Origin of the sequence: Algoriphagus aquimarinus (assembly GCF_900112005.1) — a bacterium.
GTDB classification, from domain to species: Bacteria; Bacteroidota; Bacteroidia; order Cytophagales; family Cyclobacteriaceae; genus Algoriphagus; species Algoriphagus aquimarinus.
In genome coordinates, this window is record NZ_FOKK01000014.1 from 20017 (window position 1) to 36576 (window position 16560).

General features: G+C 41.3%; 18 protein-coding genes. 1 reads left to right on the top strand and 17 read right to left on the bottom strand.

Annotated features, from left to right (window positions below):
- Nucleotides 1-1030: 1030 nt before the first annotated feature.
- Nucleotides 1031-1339, bottom strand: coding sequence for a hypothetical protein (locus tag BM291_RS16240; RefSeq protein WP_092899344.1), 309 nt, complete (start codon nt 1337-1339; stop codon nt 1031-1033).
- A 565-nt stretch (nt 1340-1904) separates the two neighbouring features.
- On the opposite strand from BM291_RS16240, the gene BM291_RS16250 reads away from it, so the two are divergent.
- The gene (locus BM291_RS16250) at nt 1905-2624 is read left to right on the top strand and encodes a sugar transferase (RefSeq protein ID WP_092899347.1); all 720 of its coding nucleotides are present in this window, start codon (nt 1905-1907) and stop codon (nt 2622-2624) included.
- Nucleotides 2625-3244: 620 nt separating this feature from the next.
- Here the strand turns inward: BM291_RS16250 and BM291_RS16260 are convergent.
- From BM291_RS16260 to BM291_RS16335, 16 genes are all read right to left on the bottom strand, one after another.
- On the bottom strand, nt 3245-3958 hold the full coding sequence (locus tag BM291_RS16260) for a hypothetical protein (protein WP_092899351.1): 714 nt from the start codon (nt 3956-3958) through the stop codon (nt 3245-3247).
- A 446-nt stretch (nt 3959-4404) separates the two neighbouring features.
- Nucleotides 4405-4800 (bottom strand): hypothetical protein, encoded by a 396-nt coding sequence (locus tag BM291_RS16265; RefSeq protein ID WP_092899353.1) that lies wholly within the window; start codon nt 4798-4800, stop codon nt 4405-4407.
- A 670-nt stretch (nt 4801-5470) separates the two neighbouring features.
- Nucleotides 5471-5749, bottom strand: coding sequence for a hypothetical protein (locus tag BM291_RS16270; protein WP_092899355.1), 279 nt, complete (start codon nt 5747-5749; stop codon nt 5471-5473).
- Between the two features lie 11 nt (nt 5750-5760).
- Nucleotides 5761-6018, bottom strand: a complete 258-nt coding sequence (locus tag BM291_RS16275) for a MerR family transcriptional regulator (RefSeq protein ID WP_092899357.1) — start codon at nt 6016-6018, stop codon at nt 5761-5763.
- 41 nt (nt 6019-6059) lie between these two features.
- Nucleotides 6060-6344: a hypothetical protein gene (locus BM291_RS16280; protein WP_092899359.1), complete on the bottom strand. Its 285-nt coding sequence runs from the start codon at nt 6342-6344 to the stop codon at nt 6060-6062.
- Between the two features lie 113 nt (nt 6345-6457).
- The gene (locus BM291_RS16285) at nt 6458-7237 is read right to left on the bottom strand and encodes a hypothetical protein (protein WP_092899361.1); all 780 of its coding nucleotides are present in this window, start codon (nt 7235-7237) and stop codon (nt 6458-6460) included.
- A gap of 64 nt (nt 7238-7301) precedes the next feature.
- On the bottom strand, nt 7302-8159 hold the full coding sequence (gene traN / locus BM291_RS16290) for a conjugative transposon protein TraN (RefSeq protein ID WP_092899363.1): 858 nt from the start codon (nt 8157-8159) through the stop codon (nt 7302-7304).
- 11 nt (nt 8160-8170) lie between these two features.
- Complete coding sequence (gene traM / locus BM291_RS16295) at nt 8171-9478, bottom strand: conjugative transposon protein TraM (protein WP_092899365.1); 1308 nt, start codon at nt 9476-9478, stop codon at nt 8171-8173.
- A complete protein-coding gene (locus tag BM291_RS16300; RefSeq protein WP_092899367.1) occupies nt 9471-9803 on the bottom strand; it encodes a hypothetical protein in 333 nt (110 codons plus the stop codon). Before BM291_RS16300 ends, traM begins: the two co-directional genes overlap by 8 nt.
- A gap of 2 nt (nt 9804-9805) precedes the next feature.
- Nucleotides 9806-10423: a conjugative transposon protein TraK gene (gene traK / locus BM291_RS16305; RefSeq protein ID WP_092899369.1), complete on the bottom strand. Its 618-nt coding sequence runs from the start codon at nt 10421-10423 to the stop codon at nt 9806-9808.
- Between the two features lie 11 nt (nt 10424-10434).
- A complete protein-coding gene (gene traJ / locus BM291_RS16310) occupies nt 10435-11655 on the bottom strand; it encodes a conjugative transposon protein TraJ (RefSeq protein WP_092899371.1) in 1221 nt (406 codons plus the stop codon).
- A 29-nt stretch (nt 11656-11684) separates the two neighbouring features.
- Nucleotides 11685-12308 (bottom strand): hypothetical protein, encoded by a 624-nt coding sequence (locus BM291_RS16315; protein ID WP_092899373.1) that lies wholly within the window; start codon nt 12306-12308, stop codon nt 11685-11687.
- 12 nt (nt 12309-12320) lie between these two features.
- Complete coding sequence (locus BM291_RS16320) at nt 12321-12968, bottom strand: hypothetical protein (protein ID WP_092899375.1); 648 nt, start codon at nt 12966-12968, stop codon at nt 12321-12323.
- A 12-nt stretch (nt 12969-12980) separates the two neighbouring features.
- Nucleotides 12981-13685: a conjugal transfer protein TraI gene (locus tag BM291_RS16325; protein WP_217647332.1), complete on the bottom strand. Its 705-nt coding sequence runs from the start codon at nt 13683-13685 to the stop codon at nt 12981-12983.
- 11 nt (nt 13686-13696) lie between these two features.
- A complete protein-coding gene (locus tag BM291_RS16330) occupies nt 13697-16159 on the bottom strand; it encodes a TraG family conjugative transposon ATPase (protein ID WP_092899377.1) in 2463 nt (820 codons plus the stop codon).
- A gap of 61 nt (nt 16160-16220) precedes the next feature.
- On the bottom strand, nt 16221-16547 hold the full coding sequence (locus BM291_RS16335; RefSeq protein WP_092899379.1) for a DUF4133 domain-containing protein: 327 nt from the start codon (nt 16545-16547) through the stop codon (nt 16221-16223).
- Between the last annotated feature and the right edge of the window lie 13 nt (nt 16548-16560).

A 16560-nucleotide genomic window follows, 5' to 3' on the forward strand; every position in this document is an offset into this window, starting at 1 on the left:
AATTTTATTCAAAACTAGAATTCAATAATGCTATGAAATGTTAATTTTTAACATCTGATACAGGTGTAACATAAAGATAAATCAGGTAACAATTAGCTAATATTGTCTCTAGCTAATATTTAAATATCAGTGTTCTCAGCACGTATGAATTATGCCTTTAAAAGTATGTTTAGCAGTTAAGTTGTTTTTTTGATCACATGAGAATTAGTAATTGAAAGGAATAGATTCGTATTTGAAAATCAGATATTTATAAAAATGTGGGCTAGTAAAAATGTTTTATTTGTCCCTGAATTCTTTCAAAGCTAGTCCTTGGCTGCGATGTGTTCAGGAGCTTCCGGCATAAAGCCGCTGGCTGCGGCTCATTTTTTATTCTAAAGAATACCTTAATTGTGGACTTACTGGAGTCGGTACTGGTTTGGTCATTATAACAATTTCCAATAATAATAGTTAGGTTAAAAAGAGGGGTCATTCCCTCCAAACATTCACGATATAAAGTGTATTGAATTGATCTTTATCAGGAACCGGTAAGGGGATAATACTAAAGTTTAGGATGCTTGTAAAAAATATTTAGTTAAAATATTAATACGGCAAAGAGGAAAAGTGAATGCCTATTTCAACCAAGTACGAGATAGTGTTACGTTCACTTACCATCCTCCAACCTTATTAATCACTTAAAACCAGAGAATTAAAACAAAAACCAATTAATCAAAGAATTATGAGACAATTAGGCTTAATCATCTTAGGTATACTTATTCTAGGGGCCATTTTGGTACTTACCCTTGTTATGAATATTCTTGAATTTTTTATGGGAGCCATATTATTTGTATTGGCAATCGTGATTCTGATTTACCTCTATACTAGGATAAAAGACAAGTTATCCTAAAAACAGCCAAACTGGAGCAAAGTGATTTGAGGGTATTTCTTGGCTGCTCAAGTACCCTGAAAATATGATTGAAAATAGCCCCGTACTTCGGGGCTTTTGTTTTGATCAAAGGAGCTTCAATAAATCAGGTCAAATGCCGATATCTATTCAAAACCCATCAGGTTTTGTTTCCGGATGCTTTTGCCAGTATTGAACAATTGAAGGCATGTATTCAGCGCTTTCTATGGTTCCTTGTAAGTCGGCTTTTTGGCCTTGATATAGATAAATTTTATTGTCTTCTACTTTCTCAACAGTTAGATCTTCTTTTTTCAGTAAGTCCATCACTTTTTTCAAATCCTCCGGTTCTTTAATAAACGTTTCGAAGCGGATATAGAATTCTTCTCCTATGGGAGGGATGGGGTAATCACTAGGGATATCAGCGCTGATAACTGGGTCTGTTGGAAAAATGATTTTCATGGCTGTCGTAATTATTTTGTTTATTAAAACTAACCATGATTGCCTAGAAAGACAACCTATGTTTCCTGTACCTCTTGAAGCAGTAGTTCAAGTAAGCCAAATGTGTGTTGCAGCTAGGTTTTGTATCCTTAAATTTTTCCAATTTTTTCTTACAGATCGGCATAGAATACTGTTTTATACTAGTTAATTATCGAGGCATTTGTGAAGGGTTAAATCTTAACTTTCATCTCAAATAGTAAACTCGAGATTTTTTAAATGAATTGATGAGGAGTTGATTTCCTTGGATTATTGTGCACCCAGGGGAGGTTTTCACCAATAAGAGTGGAGCCACACTGATGGAAACATTGCTTGGTAGTCTGTCTAGGGAAGGCTTAAAGGATTAATTTTCCAATCGTTTGCTCATGCTGATATAAACAGCAGGAAATATCTATCCCAGATTGTGGTCAGTTACCACAATTTTAATTCAAAATACTTCTGTATTGCTCTAAAATGGTGGATGATTTGGCTTGGCATCCTCCTTGGTAATTAGTTTCTACCACTAATGTTGACTTAAACTACTAAACCAATGACACCTAATAGAGCACACCAGCAGGAAATTGTTTTCAAAGGATATCAATCAGGCAGAATGATTCCGGATCTTTTCTCCCTTAACGCTATTTCAAAAAGCGCTATTTCCCAGACCATGAATCAGGGGATAGAAATAACTACAATTATTGCCAAAAGGGTTTTTGATATTATCTTTTCGGCTACTGCTATTCTTGCAGGTTTACCCGTATATATCGCACTTACTCTGATTACCAAACTTACATCCAAGGGACCAGTATTTTACAAACAGGAGAGAATCGGAAGAAATGGTCAGCCCTTCGAAATTCTGAAATTCAGAAGTATGATTGTTGATTCTGAAGTGAATGGGCCACAGTTGACTACGGACAATGATCCTAGAATTACCAAATGGGGTAATTTTATGAGGAAAACCCATTTGGATGAGCTTCCACAATTCTTCAATGTACTCATGGGTGATATGTCTGTAGTAGGGCCTCGTCCTGAGCGAGCGTTTTTTATCCAGCAGATTGTAGCCAGACAACCAAGATATATCCAATTGCTTACGCTACGTCCAGGGATAACATCTATTGGTCAAGTGGATTATGGATATGCTGAGACCGTAGAAGAAATGTGTCAGCGGGTGAGGCTTGACCTGAAATACCTTACTCAGGTGAACTTGTTTACAGATCTAAAGATCATTGCCAGTACAATAATGACTATGATCAATAAAAAAGGGAAGTAGTCATTTATGTAATTGCTTTTTTACCAGTAACAAATCCGAAACAGGAGATGACTTGCTAAACGTTTGTATGGAAGTCCCAGATATAAAGCTTCGCAGTTAATGCCATATTAGCGATAAAATTAATTGCAAGGCTTAGTTTAGGTTCAAAGGCAAGGTAGATACCTATTAGTTCCTCCCTTGATTCTCCCTTACTTCTCCCTTGTCGTTCCCATAATCTTCCGAGTGTATAAGGGAGATTCATGGGAGCAATTAGGGAATTACAAGGGGATTCTATAAGCTTTGGTAGTACTTTTCAACGAAGTATCTAGGAATATCCTCCTTTCTGACATCGGATAAGTAGTGAAGAAGGGGGGAGACAGATAATCAATTACTCCCGAATACTGTATGGCATAGGTATGGATACTAAGCTAAGGCAAGGCGTCAAGAAGTGATTCATATGTCATTTTAGCCTTAGGCCTGATAGAAGAGAAGAAAAATCCCACCCAGTTACCATGTCGACAGACTAAAACACAGCGGGAAAGAAATTGCTAAACCATGCTTGAGTTCTAGCTATAGTAACGATTCCAGTTTTTGAAAATTCATTGATTTGAGTTTCATATGAGCCTCAAAATCGAATCTTACTATTTCTCATCAAGTTTGAGATCTAAGTCTTTCCAGCTTCCTTCGGCTCTATAAGGAATAAAATTGGCGAAAAGCTCCTCAGAGTACCAACCCAATTCACGGGTTTTTTTGACTACTTCCATATGATGAGGTGAACCATAGGCATAGTTTCTCATTGCATCATAAGATTCCCACAGACTAAAGGTCGCTTGCATAAACCATGGGTATTCACCTATGCCGATGGAAAAAATAGCTCCTAATGCTTGATCGACTTTTTTCCCCAAAGAGGGTACATGACTCCAGAATCTTGGGAGAAATTTCAGTTTTATCCTAGCTCTAGTAATCACCGCAATTGGGCCGGAAGGCGTAATCTTTTCTGTGTGGTAAGGATTAGTACCTTCCCAGAGTCCATGAGCTTTGGAGGCCTTCATGAAAATAGTATATGCTTCAGCTGCCCTAGTCCTAAACTCAGAGAAAGTAGCAGAACTAACAAAGAAATCATTCGCAGCTAACTCTGACTCCCAGACACAATGAAGTACATACACGTTCACATTCAGCATTTTAGAGAAGCCATTTTTGCCACCACTTCCCATCAATTTTGAAAACTCTAGGCCAGAAACTTTTTTGAGTTTTGGCTTTGCCTTCTGCATTTGCCCAAAAATCCAAAAGGCATTCAACCCTTCAAACCTAAGTAAAGTAACTGTGCTGATCTGAGAAGTTGGTGAATCTTTCATGTTGGGTGATATCAAATACTATCATCGGAAACCTATTAGTTGACCGAATGTTAATGGATTTGACTAAAAAAATGTGCCAGATAAGGAGGCTGTGCTTTAATAGGGAATATGAACTGAAGCCAATAGTTGTCTCAGCTATGACGGCCAATTGCAAATTGGACCAGTTTGTAGGGAAGCCAAATCCTAGTGAGTCACCGCAATGATTTGACTAAATCGAGATTCAATTCAATTTAATAACTAACGAAGCATATTTGACTCCTGATCAAAAAAGAAATCTTTATCAACATTCTTTTGATACTATCCCAAACCTTCTCGATGAAGAACTGGCTTGTTAAGATCCTGAATAGGTATAATGTATAATTCTGCTGGACTAGATGGCTTACCACCAATTCCTAGTCCAATGAAAACGGGATAGTTCTCTCGCTTCGCAAATGTCTTGTAACGGTTCAATTGATCTTCTTCGGCAAATTGGATGAAATCACCTTTGGGTTAGATCTCCATTTACATTCCACAGCAAAAGGGTAGGAGTTCGCTCCCAGTTTTAATGAAAGCTGAATATCAGGTTGCGTTGTGGTTTCTGCATATCTACCTTCTACATATTTATCTCCAGCCCAATTGCGAATTTGAAAAAACTTTTTGTCAAACTTCTGCACCACGAATTTTTCGAAATCCAGTCCAGCTTTTTGATTTACATCGATCAGTTCCGATTCATTTTCTTCCTCAGATTCTTCCAATTCTTTTCGGATCTGTGCTATAGTGGCATCTACATTCTTCCCTTCGCTCTGAGCCACCTCTCGGATTAGTTTCTCTTCCTTATGTGTCAAAATCCCGTCGGCTTTCACTGCTTGAATAACTAGATTTAAAGATTCTGGTAATGGAGTTTTCTAACATGATTAGTTTAGTTAGGTGAACTACACGATTGACGCACTGGAATTACAGGTAATTATGAAGATTTTGGGGGTATTGATCATAAAAAAACCTGTAAAGAATTTCTTTACAGGTTTTTCATGAAGTGGTTGATATTAATCGATTGGATAGTTAATATCTTGTTTTTCAGTGTTTTAAATCAATATCGTATTTGATTTTTCTGAGATTATCGCTTGAATTGTTCCTTTTCAAGTATCTAATTATAGTATGCCCCAGACCGAAATCTAGGGCTTTTGTGCACTCGGAAGGATTCGAACCCTGTTTGTAATCATTTTAAAATCAACGATTTAGCTGAGATTATTTTTTGTAACTACACGATTGACGCAACTAATAATTGATGGATCTTAGTAAAATCTAATTTACACCTGTTGAATTCCACTTAGTCAAAGAGCTTGTTTTCAGACAACTAAGTTATGAAATAATATTTATTTGAAACAATAAGCTTTCAGAATAAAATACACGGATAGTAGTTAGTAAATCATATTTGGATATGTAAACTTAACCCCTAATTATGATCTAAATAATTATGTTAGTGACCGTTTAGAAAGTATAATTTTGGACTATAGCGATCCAGTTTACCTTAAATTACTTCAACCTCACCTCACTCCCCATCCATGGATGATACGAAGGCCTATATTCGACAAGACCTCGATCAGTTAGTTCGGAAATGCACTTATGGTAGGTGACAATACTTTTTACTCCTGAAAGTTTCATGATTTTTCGTCTGGATATCTGAAATGGATTGCAACGTTTTTGTTCTTTCCAGAGTTGTAGCATGGCTAAAAACACGGATACACGAGTGGGTTGGATGCCTCTTTCTTTTACGATTCTTTCCACATAATATTCCATTCCAAGGGCTGTCATAAGTGATGATTTTATTGCTTGAAGAGTGATTTCAACTCTTCAGATTTGTAGTAATAAAGGCCTGAGATTTTAACAGGGTGCACGACTCCCCGAATCCGTAAATTCTGCAAAGCTGCGTCTGAAATACTGAGCATCTTTTTTACATCCCGGCTCCTTAGCCATTCCTTTTCGTCTGGTTTTGTTTCAGTTGGTACTTCCAGCAATTTTTTGAGATCCGCAAACAGCTGAAATCGTAAGGTTTCCAAATCTTCTTTAGTGATCGTTTCCATGGTCTTAGAATTGACATTGAATTGACTTAGGCTTGGTTTCTTTAAGGTTCTTTAGCTAATGCGACCCGACTTTGACTCATCCGGTTGAACGTTGGCAGGTAGCATATGTAGCCATATTCATGGAGTTGCCGGATGATTTTAAAGTAGGTGGCTGTGCTGGATATCTTAGCAGCTTTCATAAGCTTTTTCCTTTTTATAGGGAAAGGTTCAATACCTCCATATTCTTCACGTGCATGAAGCAGCACGGAGAAAACCCCGATATGGGAAAGGCTGATCCTTGGATCTTTATCAATCCCGGACATAAAGTTCTCCAATGCTTCTTTCATCTGTACATGATTTTTTTTTAATTGGTCAGATGGAATCTCGCATGCTAAGTAATCATTTTAGTGTGCAACGATCTCTGTCATGCTCGATTTCATCTGCTCCATACGTAGAGTATCTAACCAGCTATTCCTGCGCTTTTCCTTTTTCGTGTCTTCTTCGTGGGACTCTCATCCGATTCTTCCTTGACTTCCTGCTTTTTGGATTTGGTTTGTGATTCACTTTTTCCTTCCCGCTGAGTTTCTGCAGTGCGTACCTGATTGGCATCGTAGGTGTTTACATTTTTGAACTGTGGGCTGGCTTCTACAAAGCGCTTTTGTTCACCCTCACTGCCGGTAAAAGTTACAGATTGACGGTTTCCCTTTTTTAAGGAATCCATCAGCCTACTTTGATCTTCTGGATTTCCCAGTTCTTTGATGGGGTGTTTCTCCAATGCCTTTTGCAGGTCAAATCCGTAATTCTCATGAAACTGCTTTAGCTTAAAGTTTCCCTGATTGTCGGTTTCCTTAAAGTCTAACTGAACCCAAGCATTATACTTTTCCTGCTCCTTATTGACGAGGTCTTTATTTACTGCACGTCCGTCCAACAAATTGTAGCCTTCTTTCAATGTGATGTTGTTGTCTTTACCGATGTAAAACGTCTGATTTATGGCGGGTTCATCCTGTCCGGATTTTGTCAGGCTCAGATCGTACTTGTTAAAGAAATACATATCAGTCATTTCGGACTTTCGAAAATGCAGATCCGCATTGACGGTATCGCCTCCGAAATTTGCCTGATGATTTAGCGTAAAATTGGATTCTCCCTTGCTGATCTTTTCCTTTAATTGAGGCTCTAACGCTTCGCCGAATCCAGTGTACTTAACCTGGTTTTTGAGGTAATCGAAATTTTGCTCGTTCATGATCTATATTGTTTGTGGTTAACTGATAAAGATTTGCTGTTTGATGGTCTGTAGGTAAAGTATGTTACTCTACCACAGCTGCCTGAATGATGTGGTGGTTTTTGACTTTGACTTTTAGATTTCTACCTCCATTTTGTTCCATTAATTCAATGCCTAAATGCTTCTGATCTGGAATAGTGAACTTGGCTAGTGCTACAACTATAGTCTGGGTAGACTGCGCAGGGATTTGGTCTGTATTGCCAAGTATTTGAATGGGAATTTGCTCCAGTTCCTGTACTGCTGTCCGCTTGCCTTTTCTGTTGTCCCGGATAAAAAAACGGAACTGTTCCACATCGTATTTGATATTGGTTTGGTTCTCCAGCTTGATCTGAAAATAAAGTAGGTCTTCTTCGATGTAGATTCCGGTCAGACTTAAGCCAGTCTTGTATTTCCGTTGTCTGATTGGCTTAATTCGCCTGTTTTTTACAGCTACTTTTTGAGCGGTTTCTAAAACGGCCACCTCATTGGACGTTCCTTTTGGGAATTCAACTGGCGGGTTTATTGACCCCGGTTGGATAGTCAAATTGAGCTGTTGAGGATCTGCTGAATAACTTACTTTAAAGGAGTAAAACTGTCCATCTGAAGTAATTACAGTTAGGTTGCTATTAGTAAGTTCGCTGTTTTCTGCCTTAACCTGCAAGATGTTTTCAACGGCATTGGCACGCTGAACCATGATTTCTCGGTTGCCTCGATCCACACTTTTGATGGCCTGAGGGAAAATCAGGTTCGTGGTTAGTTGCTCACTGATCTGTATCGGTACTGCAGTAATAGCTTTTGTGGTAAATGGTGAGTTTGATTGTGCCAAAAGATTCCAGTTGACAATCGAAAGTAGTCCCCCTAGTGCTATCGTGAGTGTACATTTAATTAGTTTATTGCTATTCATCGGATTGGATTTTAAAAGGTAGACTTGCTTTTTTCATCGCTGAGCCAGATCTGATAACCTGCTTTAAGCGTGAACTGAATCAGTTTGGTTTTTTTGCTTAAGAAGCTTTTTGCCGTTTCTATTCCCGCACTTGCAGCCTGGGCTTCCAGTGAGGTATCGAATGTGCTGATCCCAAATCCCTGAATTGCACGATCACTCGATTGTGCAGTCGCTTCCCTCGATAGAGATCCTGGGATGTAAATGCCTTCCATGCCATCCGCGTCGTGAACTTTCAAAGCCACGGGTAGAATTTTGTCTTGTACCCGGATATGTTGGATGGTAATGTTTAGACGTTCACCATTGAGTGAAGCGGTGCCATATACCAGCTGATCTTTGGGAATAGTTAGCCCATTGATGCTTGCTGCTTCAGTCAATCTAAGTTTGACTGTTGCTCCTGATGTCAGTGTTTGTGTTTCATGTATTACCGCCTTGATTGAGTTTGCCTGCTCATTTATATCGGCCTGACTTTCTAAACCATAGAAGCCATTCCTTGAAATAGTAGCTGTGTTCGTTACAAAAGCTTCTTTGCTGGATTCTAAACTCGAAACAGACCCTGATTCTGAAATTGGAACTACGCTAAATGCCTCGCTTTGCTGGTTGATCTGTTCAGAGCGAATTCTTGCCTGTACCCGTTCTGGATGCTGGATGTCCAGGATCTGTTCGAGTAACATGCTCATTTGCTGCATTTCTGGATCTTCTGTTGCATTGCCAGCTTGCATCTGCTGCATCATCTGATCTAGGCGATCCAAATCTGCACTCAGTGTTGGGTCATCTGTTGTTTGATTGATTTGGTTTGTATCTAGGTTCTTGTCTTTGACTTCAGGAGTTGGATCTTGAGAAAGTGTTTGGTTGAGTGCTTCCAGTTTTGCCATGATCAGTAGTTCATTGGGATCCTGAAATTCAGGCATAGGACTATTGCCGAAACTGCCATACTCTGAGGTTGGGGAATCGGTTAGTTGACTTTCATCATCTGTGCTTTTTTCTGGATTAAAAGCCATGCGATAGTACGGGTCATTCTTCACTGCTTGAAGGAATCTAGCGGAGTCTGTTCGGGACTTTTTATAATGGCCAAGCTTGTCGAGTTTTTGTGTTTTATTGTTTGCTATACCTGGCAGCTCTAAGTTGATTCCGAGTTGCTGGGTTTGTACTGGATCGGTATCTGTCCCGTTTCCACCACCCATAGCCCAGAAGGTGAGAGTCAAAAACGGAAGTGTGAGGAGTGGGAGCATTAGAAGAAATTTTCGCTTCTGCTGTTGTTTTTGGGATGTTGCGTCAGTCATGGTTTATATTGGTTTGAAGTTTTGGAGATTGACAAAAGAGACTGTCAGTATCGGATTTTGAATTTCCTACATCAGGAAAGTAGGGGAGGTTGGTTGTTGGCAATTGATCAGGAAGTGTAGAAATGGAGGAGCCTTTAACGACCAGCAGGTAAGTACTTGCACTTAATGAGCAAATCAGAAAGAGAATAAAGACGAGGTATTTGGCTTTTTTACTGAGCTGTTCGGTTTTGTGCTGGAGCAGTGCTGCGAACTTTACGGCTTTGAGTTGCTTAAATTCTCGGACTGCTTCAATAAGACTGGGGTAGTGTAATGGACTTGTTTTCATGGCTAGCGGTTTTGGATTTTGATGTCTGTATTTTCCAATGTCTTCCAGCCTTCGATCAGAAAACCGTGAGGATTATTATCACTTCGGGAGACCGTACGGAGATAACCTTCGGTGACCAGTCTTCGGGTAACGATGGAGCCTGTTCGGGTCAACTGTTGAGTGCCGTAATAGCGGAAATAGGACGGGATTTGCTGAAGATCAATTGACACACTGTCCACGGTGATTTCCTGACTGATATTTCCTGCGATGATGTTAGAGTAGTAATTGTTTTCCGTCAGGTTATCGTATTGTCGCTTTGCAGAAGCATCTGCCAGATAGAGCGCTTTGCCGGTATTGGCGATAATGACTTTTTCATCAGGATCGAGCGTAAAGAAATACCTATGAAAAGTGGAGATATGATCCTTCGCCTCTACTAGAATATTATCCCTGCGGTCTGTGGCAAAAGCTTCCAATGCCTTTCCATTTGCCAGAATGTAGACTTTTTGCTGAAGCGATGCGGTCAATTGCTGACTCTTGTAGAGGGTGAATCCTGAAAAGAGCAGGCAGCCGATGATTATCGACAGTGTGAACATTCGTATTTGTCGAAAGGCTGTATCGATATTTTTTGGTTTGCTGAACATGTGCTGTAGGATTATGAGTTGCCTTTGAGTTTACCGGATTGATAGTCACTGCCCTCCTTGAAATACCCAGAGGAGGTGCCATGGGAAGCCATGGATTGCCTAATGCTTGATGCTTTGTCTCCAAAATAATCTGCTGCCATTCCGGCTCCTTTTCCAGCCAGTACAGCACCAGTTCCTGCCGCCGATACTGAGGTAGTGGCGCTTTTGGTAAAAAATCCGGTCACTTTATGCGGAAGTGCTCCACCCGAAGCAGCATGGACAATGTAGTTTGCCACGGAAGGGACCGAGAAATACCCGATGATACCGATGACCAAAAAGATCAGGTATCCTGTATCGGTGGCAGAAAAAAAGGTATCCCCGGTGTTTTCGATTTGTCCTATGTCCAGTACCAGCATTTTCTCCTGAATGGTACTGATGATGGCCCCGAAGATATTGGCCACAGGAAGCCAGAGGTAAATATTGATGTAACGGGCCAACCAGACAGTGAGTGTATGTTGGAATCCGTCAAAGACGGATAATCCAAACACAAGTGGGCCAAGAATGGAAAGGACAACCAGCTGGAAAGTTCGTAGTGTATTTATGCAGAGCGATGCTGCTTCAAAGAGTAACTGTAATATTTCAGCGAGGGCCTGTTTGATCCAGTGTTTGAAATTGAAACTCCATTTTGCCCCTTCAAATTCTAAAGTGCTGCTGAAGGATTCCCACCAGGACTTTCCTGAATCTTCACTCTCTTCCGGTATTCCTTCTGTGTATTTGAGCCATTTTCCGTAATCTCCCTCATGGTGGTTATTGCGGAACATCACTCCCTGAATTGTTCCTTTGACCAATTCTTCCTTGTGCCTTATCAGATTCTCGATTGCCATATTTGAGTTGTCCATCATGGAAGCTGTGGCGTTGACAGTTGGGTTCATCACTCCATTGATCAGGGAAAGGACGGATGGGAACAATAGGATACAAAAGCCGATGACAAAGGGGCGTAACAAGGGATAGAAATCTATGGGTTCAGCATTTGCTATGGATCGCCAAACTCTGGAGGCTATATACCATAAAGCTCCAAAGGCAGCAATTCCCTGTGCCACGCTGATCAATTGACTGCATAGTGGCATCATCTCAGAATAAAGCTCTTCCAAAACACCATGGAGTCCTCTGTCATAGCCCACCTGGGCTCGGGCACTTAGTGGTAGAAGGATGGAGAGTAAAATGACAGCTACCGATTTAAGAAATGCTTTCATGGTGATGGTTGAGCTTAGTGGTCTATTTATTAATAGAGGTTTCTGATCCCATTCAATTCCTGATTTGCTTTGAATCGGCTAATTGCCAGAACCTGGGTCTCCTGATTGAATGCAGTTAGGAAAATCAGCTTGTCCTGCATGTCCCTATGAATCTGATCGATGGCTGCCAACCGTTCCTCATCTGACATTCTCAGGCTGTTTGTTGTTAAGACCAAGGTCAATTCATCGAGTTGCTGTAGACTTTGCTTGAAGAGATTGCTATAGACTGATGAGAGGTATGAGATTTCGTTGCTCGTGAACTGACGGGAGCTTTTGAGTCTTGAAAAGGCCGACTTATAATCGTTCACTAGCTTGATTTGAAAGCGGATGATTTCAGCGACTTTGTAATAGTTTTTTACCGTTGGGTTTACTTGCAGCAAGCCATCCAGGAATACTTCATGGATTGTAAAATTTCCCGATGCGATAGTTGAAATCTGTGAATAACCAGAGCTCAGGGTGGTGTAACCTTTTTCCAGATCGGTGAGGATTTGCTTGAGCTGACTTAGCTTGGTGACATTCAGCAGTAACTGAGCTATTTCGTCTGCCTGAGCGGCCGCTGGCTGAAGGTTTAGCGTGAAAATGATGGGGAATAGTAGAATCAGTAATTTTTTCATGGTTGAGTAGAGTTAGAGCCGATCAAGGGTATGATAGATTCGTACTTGGCCAATTGCGTTTGATTCCTGTTCACTATGGATGGATAATTGAATGGCTTCCTGCCCAAATCGGACTGTATAGGAATAGATGCTTTGCATGTGCAGGTGGATTTGTTCTAGTCTTTTGATGCGTTCAGAATCAGACAGGCTGAGTGAGCCGTTTTGCAAAAGGGTTTGTAGCTCACTTAATAGTTGAGCAGTTTCTTTTTGAATGTTTAAAAAGACATGACTGACCACACTTTCTTCAGAAACATTGAGCTGATTTTGGGATCTAAGTTGCTTTTGGGATTGTGTTGAAACCTGTTGGATGTTTTCAGCGAGTGCAAGGAGTTGCTGGGTAACCGAATGGTTTTTTAATTCCGGGTTTAGATTCGAAAAAGATTGGAAATGATCCTTGTGTTGGGAGTAATCACCGCTTTTAATGGTATGGATCAGGCCGAGTCCTTGCTGGCTAACTTCATAGCCTTTTTTAAGTACAGTGCTATAGGCTTGCAATGCGATGATCTGCTCGGCCAGATACTTTTTTTTGGTTTGCTTTTGTTGAAACCATTCCTGATAGTTCTGTGCTGTTACAGGCAATGCCGCAGAGATGAGGTATAGAAGAATAAGTAACTTTTTCATTGTTCTAGTGGGTTAGGGATGGATTCCATAGAGTCGCTGGATGCGTGAAATCTCGCTGTTGCTTCTAGCGCGTTGCAGGCTCAGCTGTCCGTTGCTGCGGTTAAATGAGAGCAAGTCTTGGTAGTTTTGATCTACTCGTAGTGCAGTTTCATTCAGTAGGGTCAGTCTTTCCCCGTCACTCATTTTTAGCGTAAAGGATTTGATCAGAAGTGCCAGCTGATCCAGGTTTTCTACCGTAGCTCCCAGAATTCCAGAGTACACCTGGCCCATGTACTCTTTTTCTAGAGTGGTGAAATGGTCATCCTGCTGGATAATTGCCCATACTTTTTTGTATTCAGTGACAATCAGTGTTTGTTTTTGGGTAATGTCACGCACCCGCTGGTAGCTGGAAATAGCTGACTTGACCTGTTGGAGTTCATCGAAATATTTTGCGTACAGTTCGCGTTGCTTTTCTGTCCAACTGGAGATCTCATCCAACTTGAGTTTGGACATGGTGTTTTCCAATACTTTTTGGGCGTTCTGTAGCCAGATGACTTTATTTTGCTGTCTCTGGATTTGAAGATCTACTGCAACGATGACTTTCTTAACCGCTGCCCTGATGATCTCCACAATTGGAATTATTGCTGCCGCCTGGGTGCGTTGAGGCGGAAGAGTGAATGCAACGCAGAGTAGCGTGAGCAGGGCAATTCGGCGGATGTTTTTATGGGAGTTTATCATGGCTTCGATAGTTAGAGTTGAGCTTGTTCCGCGGTAAGTGCTGCTATTCCTTTTTGTATGGAGCCGTATCGCTGGGCATAGTCCATCACCTTGATTTTCTCGGTTTCTTCGGTGGTATAGGCCAAGTACTCTTCTTTGGATACCTCGGTGCGATACACTTTGGAGAGCATTCCTCCCAGACTGATGAATACTTCTTTGTAGATTCTTTTGGGGTCATTGGCCTTGTTGACAGAAAGTACCATTGCCCGTTCCTTATCCGTTAAGCCCAAGAGTTCCTGTATCTGATCAAACTTGTTTTGGTACTTGGATTGATCCAGCAGGATCTTACAATCACTGTTGTTGATGATGGCTTGCTTGACCACAGGGGAGCTGATGATATCTTCGACCTCCTGGGTGACTACAATGGCTTCCCCGAAGAATTTTCGAACAGTTTTAAATAAATACTTGATGTATTCTGCCATGCCTTCCTTGGCGATGGCTTTCCAGGCTTCTTCGATCAGAATCAGTTTGCGGATACCTTTGAGTTTGCGCATTTTGTTGATGAAGACTTCCATGATGATGATAGTCACCACAGGGAAGAGAATCGGATGGTCTTTGATGTTATCCAGCTCAAAGACGATGAACCGCTCCTGAAGCAAGTCTAGGTTTTCGGTGGAGTTTAATAGGTAATCGAATTCACCACCTCTGTAATAGGGGCGAAGCACATAGAGAAAATTGCTGATGTCAAAATCCTTCTCTTTGACTTTATCTGACACTAGTATAGGCAGAAAGTCTATTTTCACGTAGTCATAAAAGCTGTTGAAACTCGCAAATAGGGATGAATCGGAAGCCAGTTTTTCGTAGTAGCCTTTTAGTGCATTGGATAGCGCGACATACTCACTTCGGGTGAAGGTTTCGTCGTCTTTTTTCCAGAGTGCGAGCAGCAGAGTCTTGATGCTTTCTTTCTTTTCGGTATCCAGCTGATCACCTTCAGCGATGTAAAAGGGATTGAATCGGATGGGGTTTTTCTCATCGTAGGTGAAATAATAACCTCCGACCAGATCACAAAGTCCTTTGTAGGAATGACCCACATCTACAAGTACTACATGCGTTCCCTGCTCGTAATAACTTCGGATCAGGTGATTGGTGAAAAAGGATTTTCCGCTTCCACTGGGGCCGAGTATGAATTTGTTGCGGTTGGTGCAGATGCCCCGTTTTACCGGTTCATCGGAGAGATCCACATGTACTGGTTTTCCGGTGAGGCGGTCTCCCAATCGTATTCCAAATGGGCTAAGTGAGCTGCGGTAACCTGTTTCCAGATTAAGGAAACAGGTGGCTTGCTCGACAAAGGTGTCAAAGCTGTCATTCATCGGAAAGTCAGCACTGTTGCCCGGGATCCCTGCCCAAAAGATCTGGGCAGCCCCTACGGTTTCTTCTTTTGCAATGGCTTCCATCTGAGAGAGGGCAGCTCCGACTTGCTTTTTGATTTCAGGAATCTGTAGTGGATCTTCTGTCCAGGTTAGGATATTGAAGTGGGCTTTTACAGGAAGTCTTTGTTCACTGATTGCCTCATTCAAGTAATCATTGGTCGCATCCCGCGCGATGGCATTTTCCCTGCTGTAATTGGCAAGTGATTGGAGTCGAAGCCGCTTTGATTCCAATCTTTTTAGCGTTTGTTGTGCATCTTCGATAAAGATATATTGGTTATAGATATGGTTGCAGGGTAGGAGTTGTCCCAGCGCTGAGGCAAAGCCTACGCTGAATTTGGTGGTATCGATACTGTATTTATCGTAGTTGATTCTGCTTCCGCAAAGAGCTGGTAGATCACTGGCATCGGAAAGGGTGAATAAACGGCAGTGTTTGTTGCCAATGCTTGGGTTTGGTTTGAAGCTGATGTCTGAAAGCCAGGTTGGTTCCTTGGTTTCGGAAAGGCTGCAGTATTTTTCAAGAATTCCCTTTTGGGTGCGAGTGCTATAAATGTCGAGTTCTTTTAGTCGCTTGATCTGCACAAATCCACTGTCAGTTAGGATGCGTTCGAACTGTCCACAGGCATCCAGGAAACTGGGTAGCGTGTCAGCCAGAACCAACTCTTCAGGGACAATATGGGAGCGGAGTAGGGTGGAAAATAGGCTGCTGGAAGCCTTCCTGTTTTTTGGACTTAGCGTCAAAAACAGGTAGCAGCTGTGATCTAAAAAGGGACGCTCATGAAAGAAGCGTTCACTGCTTCTATGCAGAAAGCTTTGATCTGAATTTGAAAAAGTAGCTTGATGCTGACTGTCAATAAACCAATCCTGTTTGTGTAGGATGCTGTGTTGTGGAAGTGATTTGATGGATTTGATCCATACCTGATGGAAAGCTTCGTATTCCTGATCACTCAAGGTAAATATCTCAGGAAGTTCTGCTTGATAGGCCACCGTGATATCCCCTTGCTTGGAAAGTATGCAATCCTGCTCTATACTAAGAATAGGGAAATGGTTTTCAAGGTGTCTTTCCATGGGGTCGGATTGTTTTCTATTTGGGAATGAGGATTTTAATTGAGGTGCGCGAATGGGTTGCCTATTTTTTGGATTTGAGTTTTTGATAAACTCCTCTTGATTTGATGCGGATGGCATGGGGGATCTGACGGTGAGCTAACTTTTTCATCATGCCGTGTTCCCCATACCTATGGCTAAGCTGATAAACCTTGATAACCAATAGTGACCCTGAGATTGCGATGATGATCAAACAGACAAAGGGATGCACTCCCAGAATAAAGAGAATGGCAAAGCTGACAAGTAGTGCCAGCACACCGGCACCTAGGTACCATATGTACTGGGCTTTTAATCCCTTGAATTCAATGGACTTGTTGATGCCTTTATTGATCCGATAGATACTGTTAGACATGTTGTTATGTGCT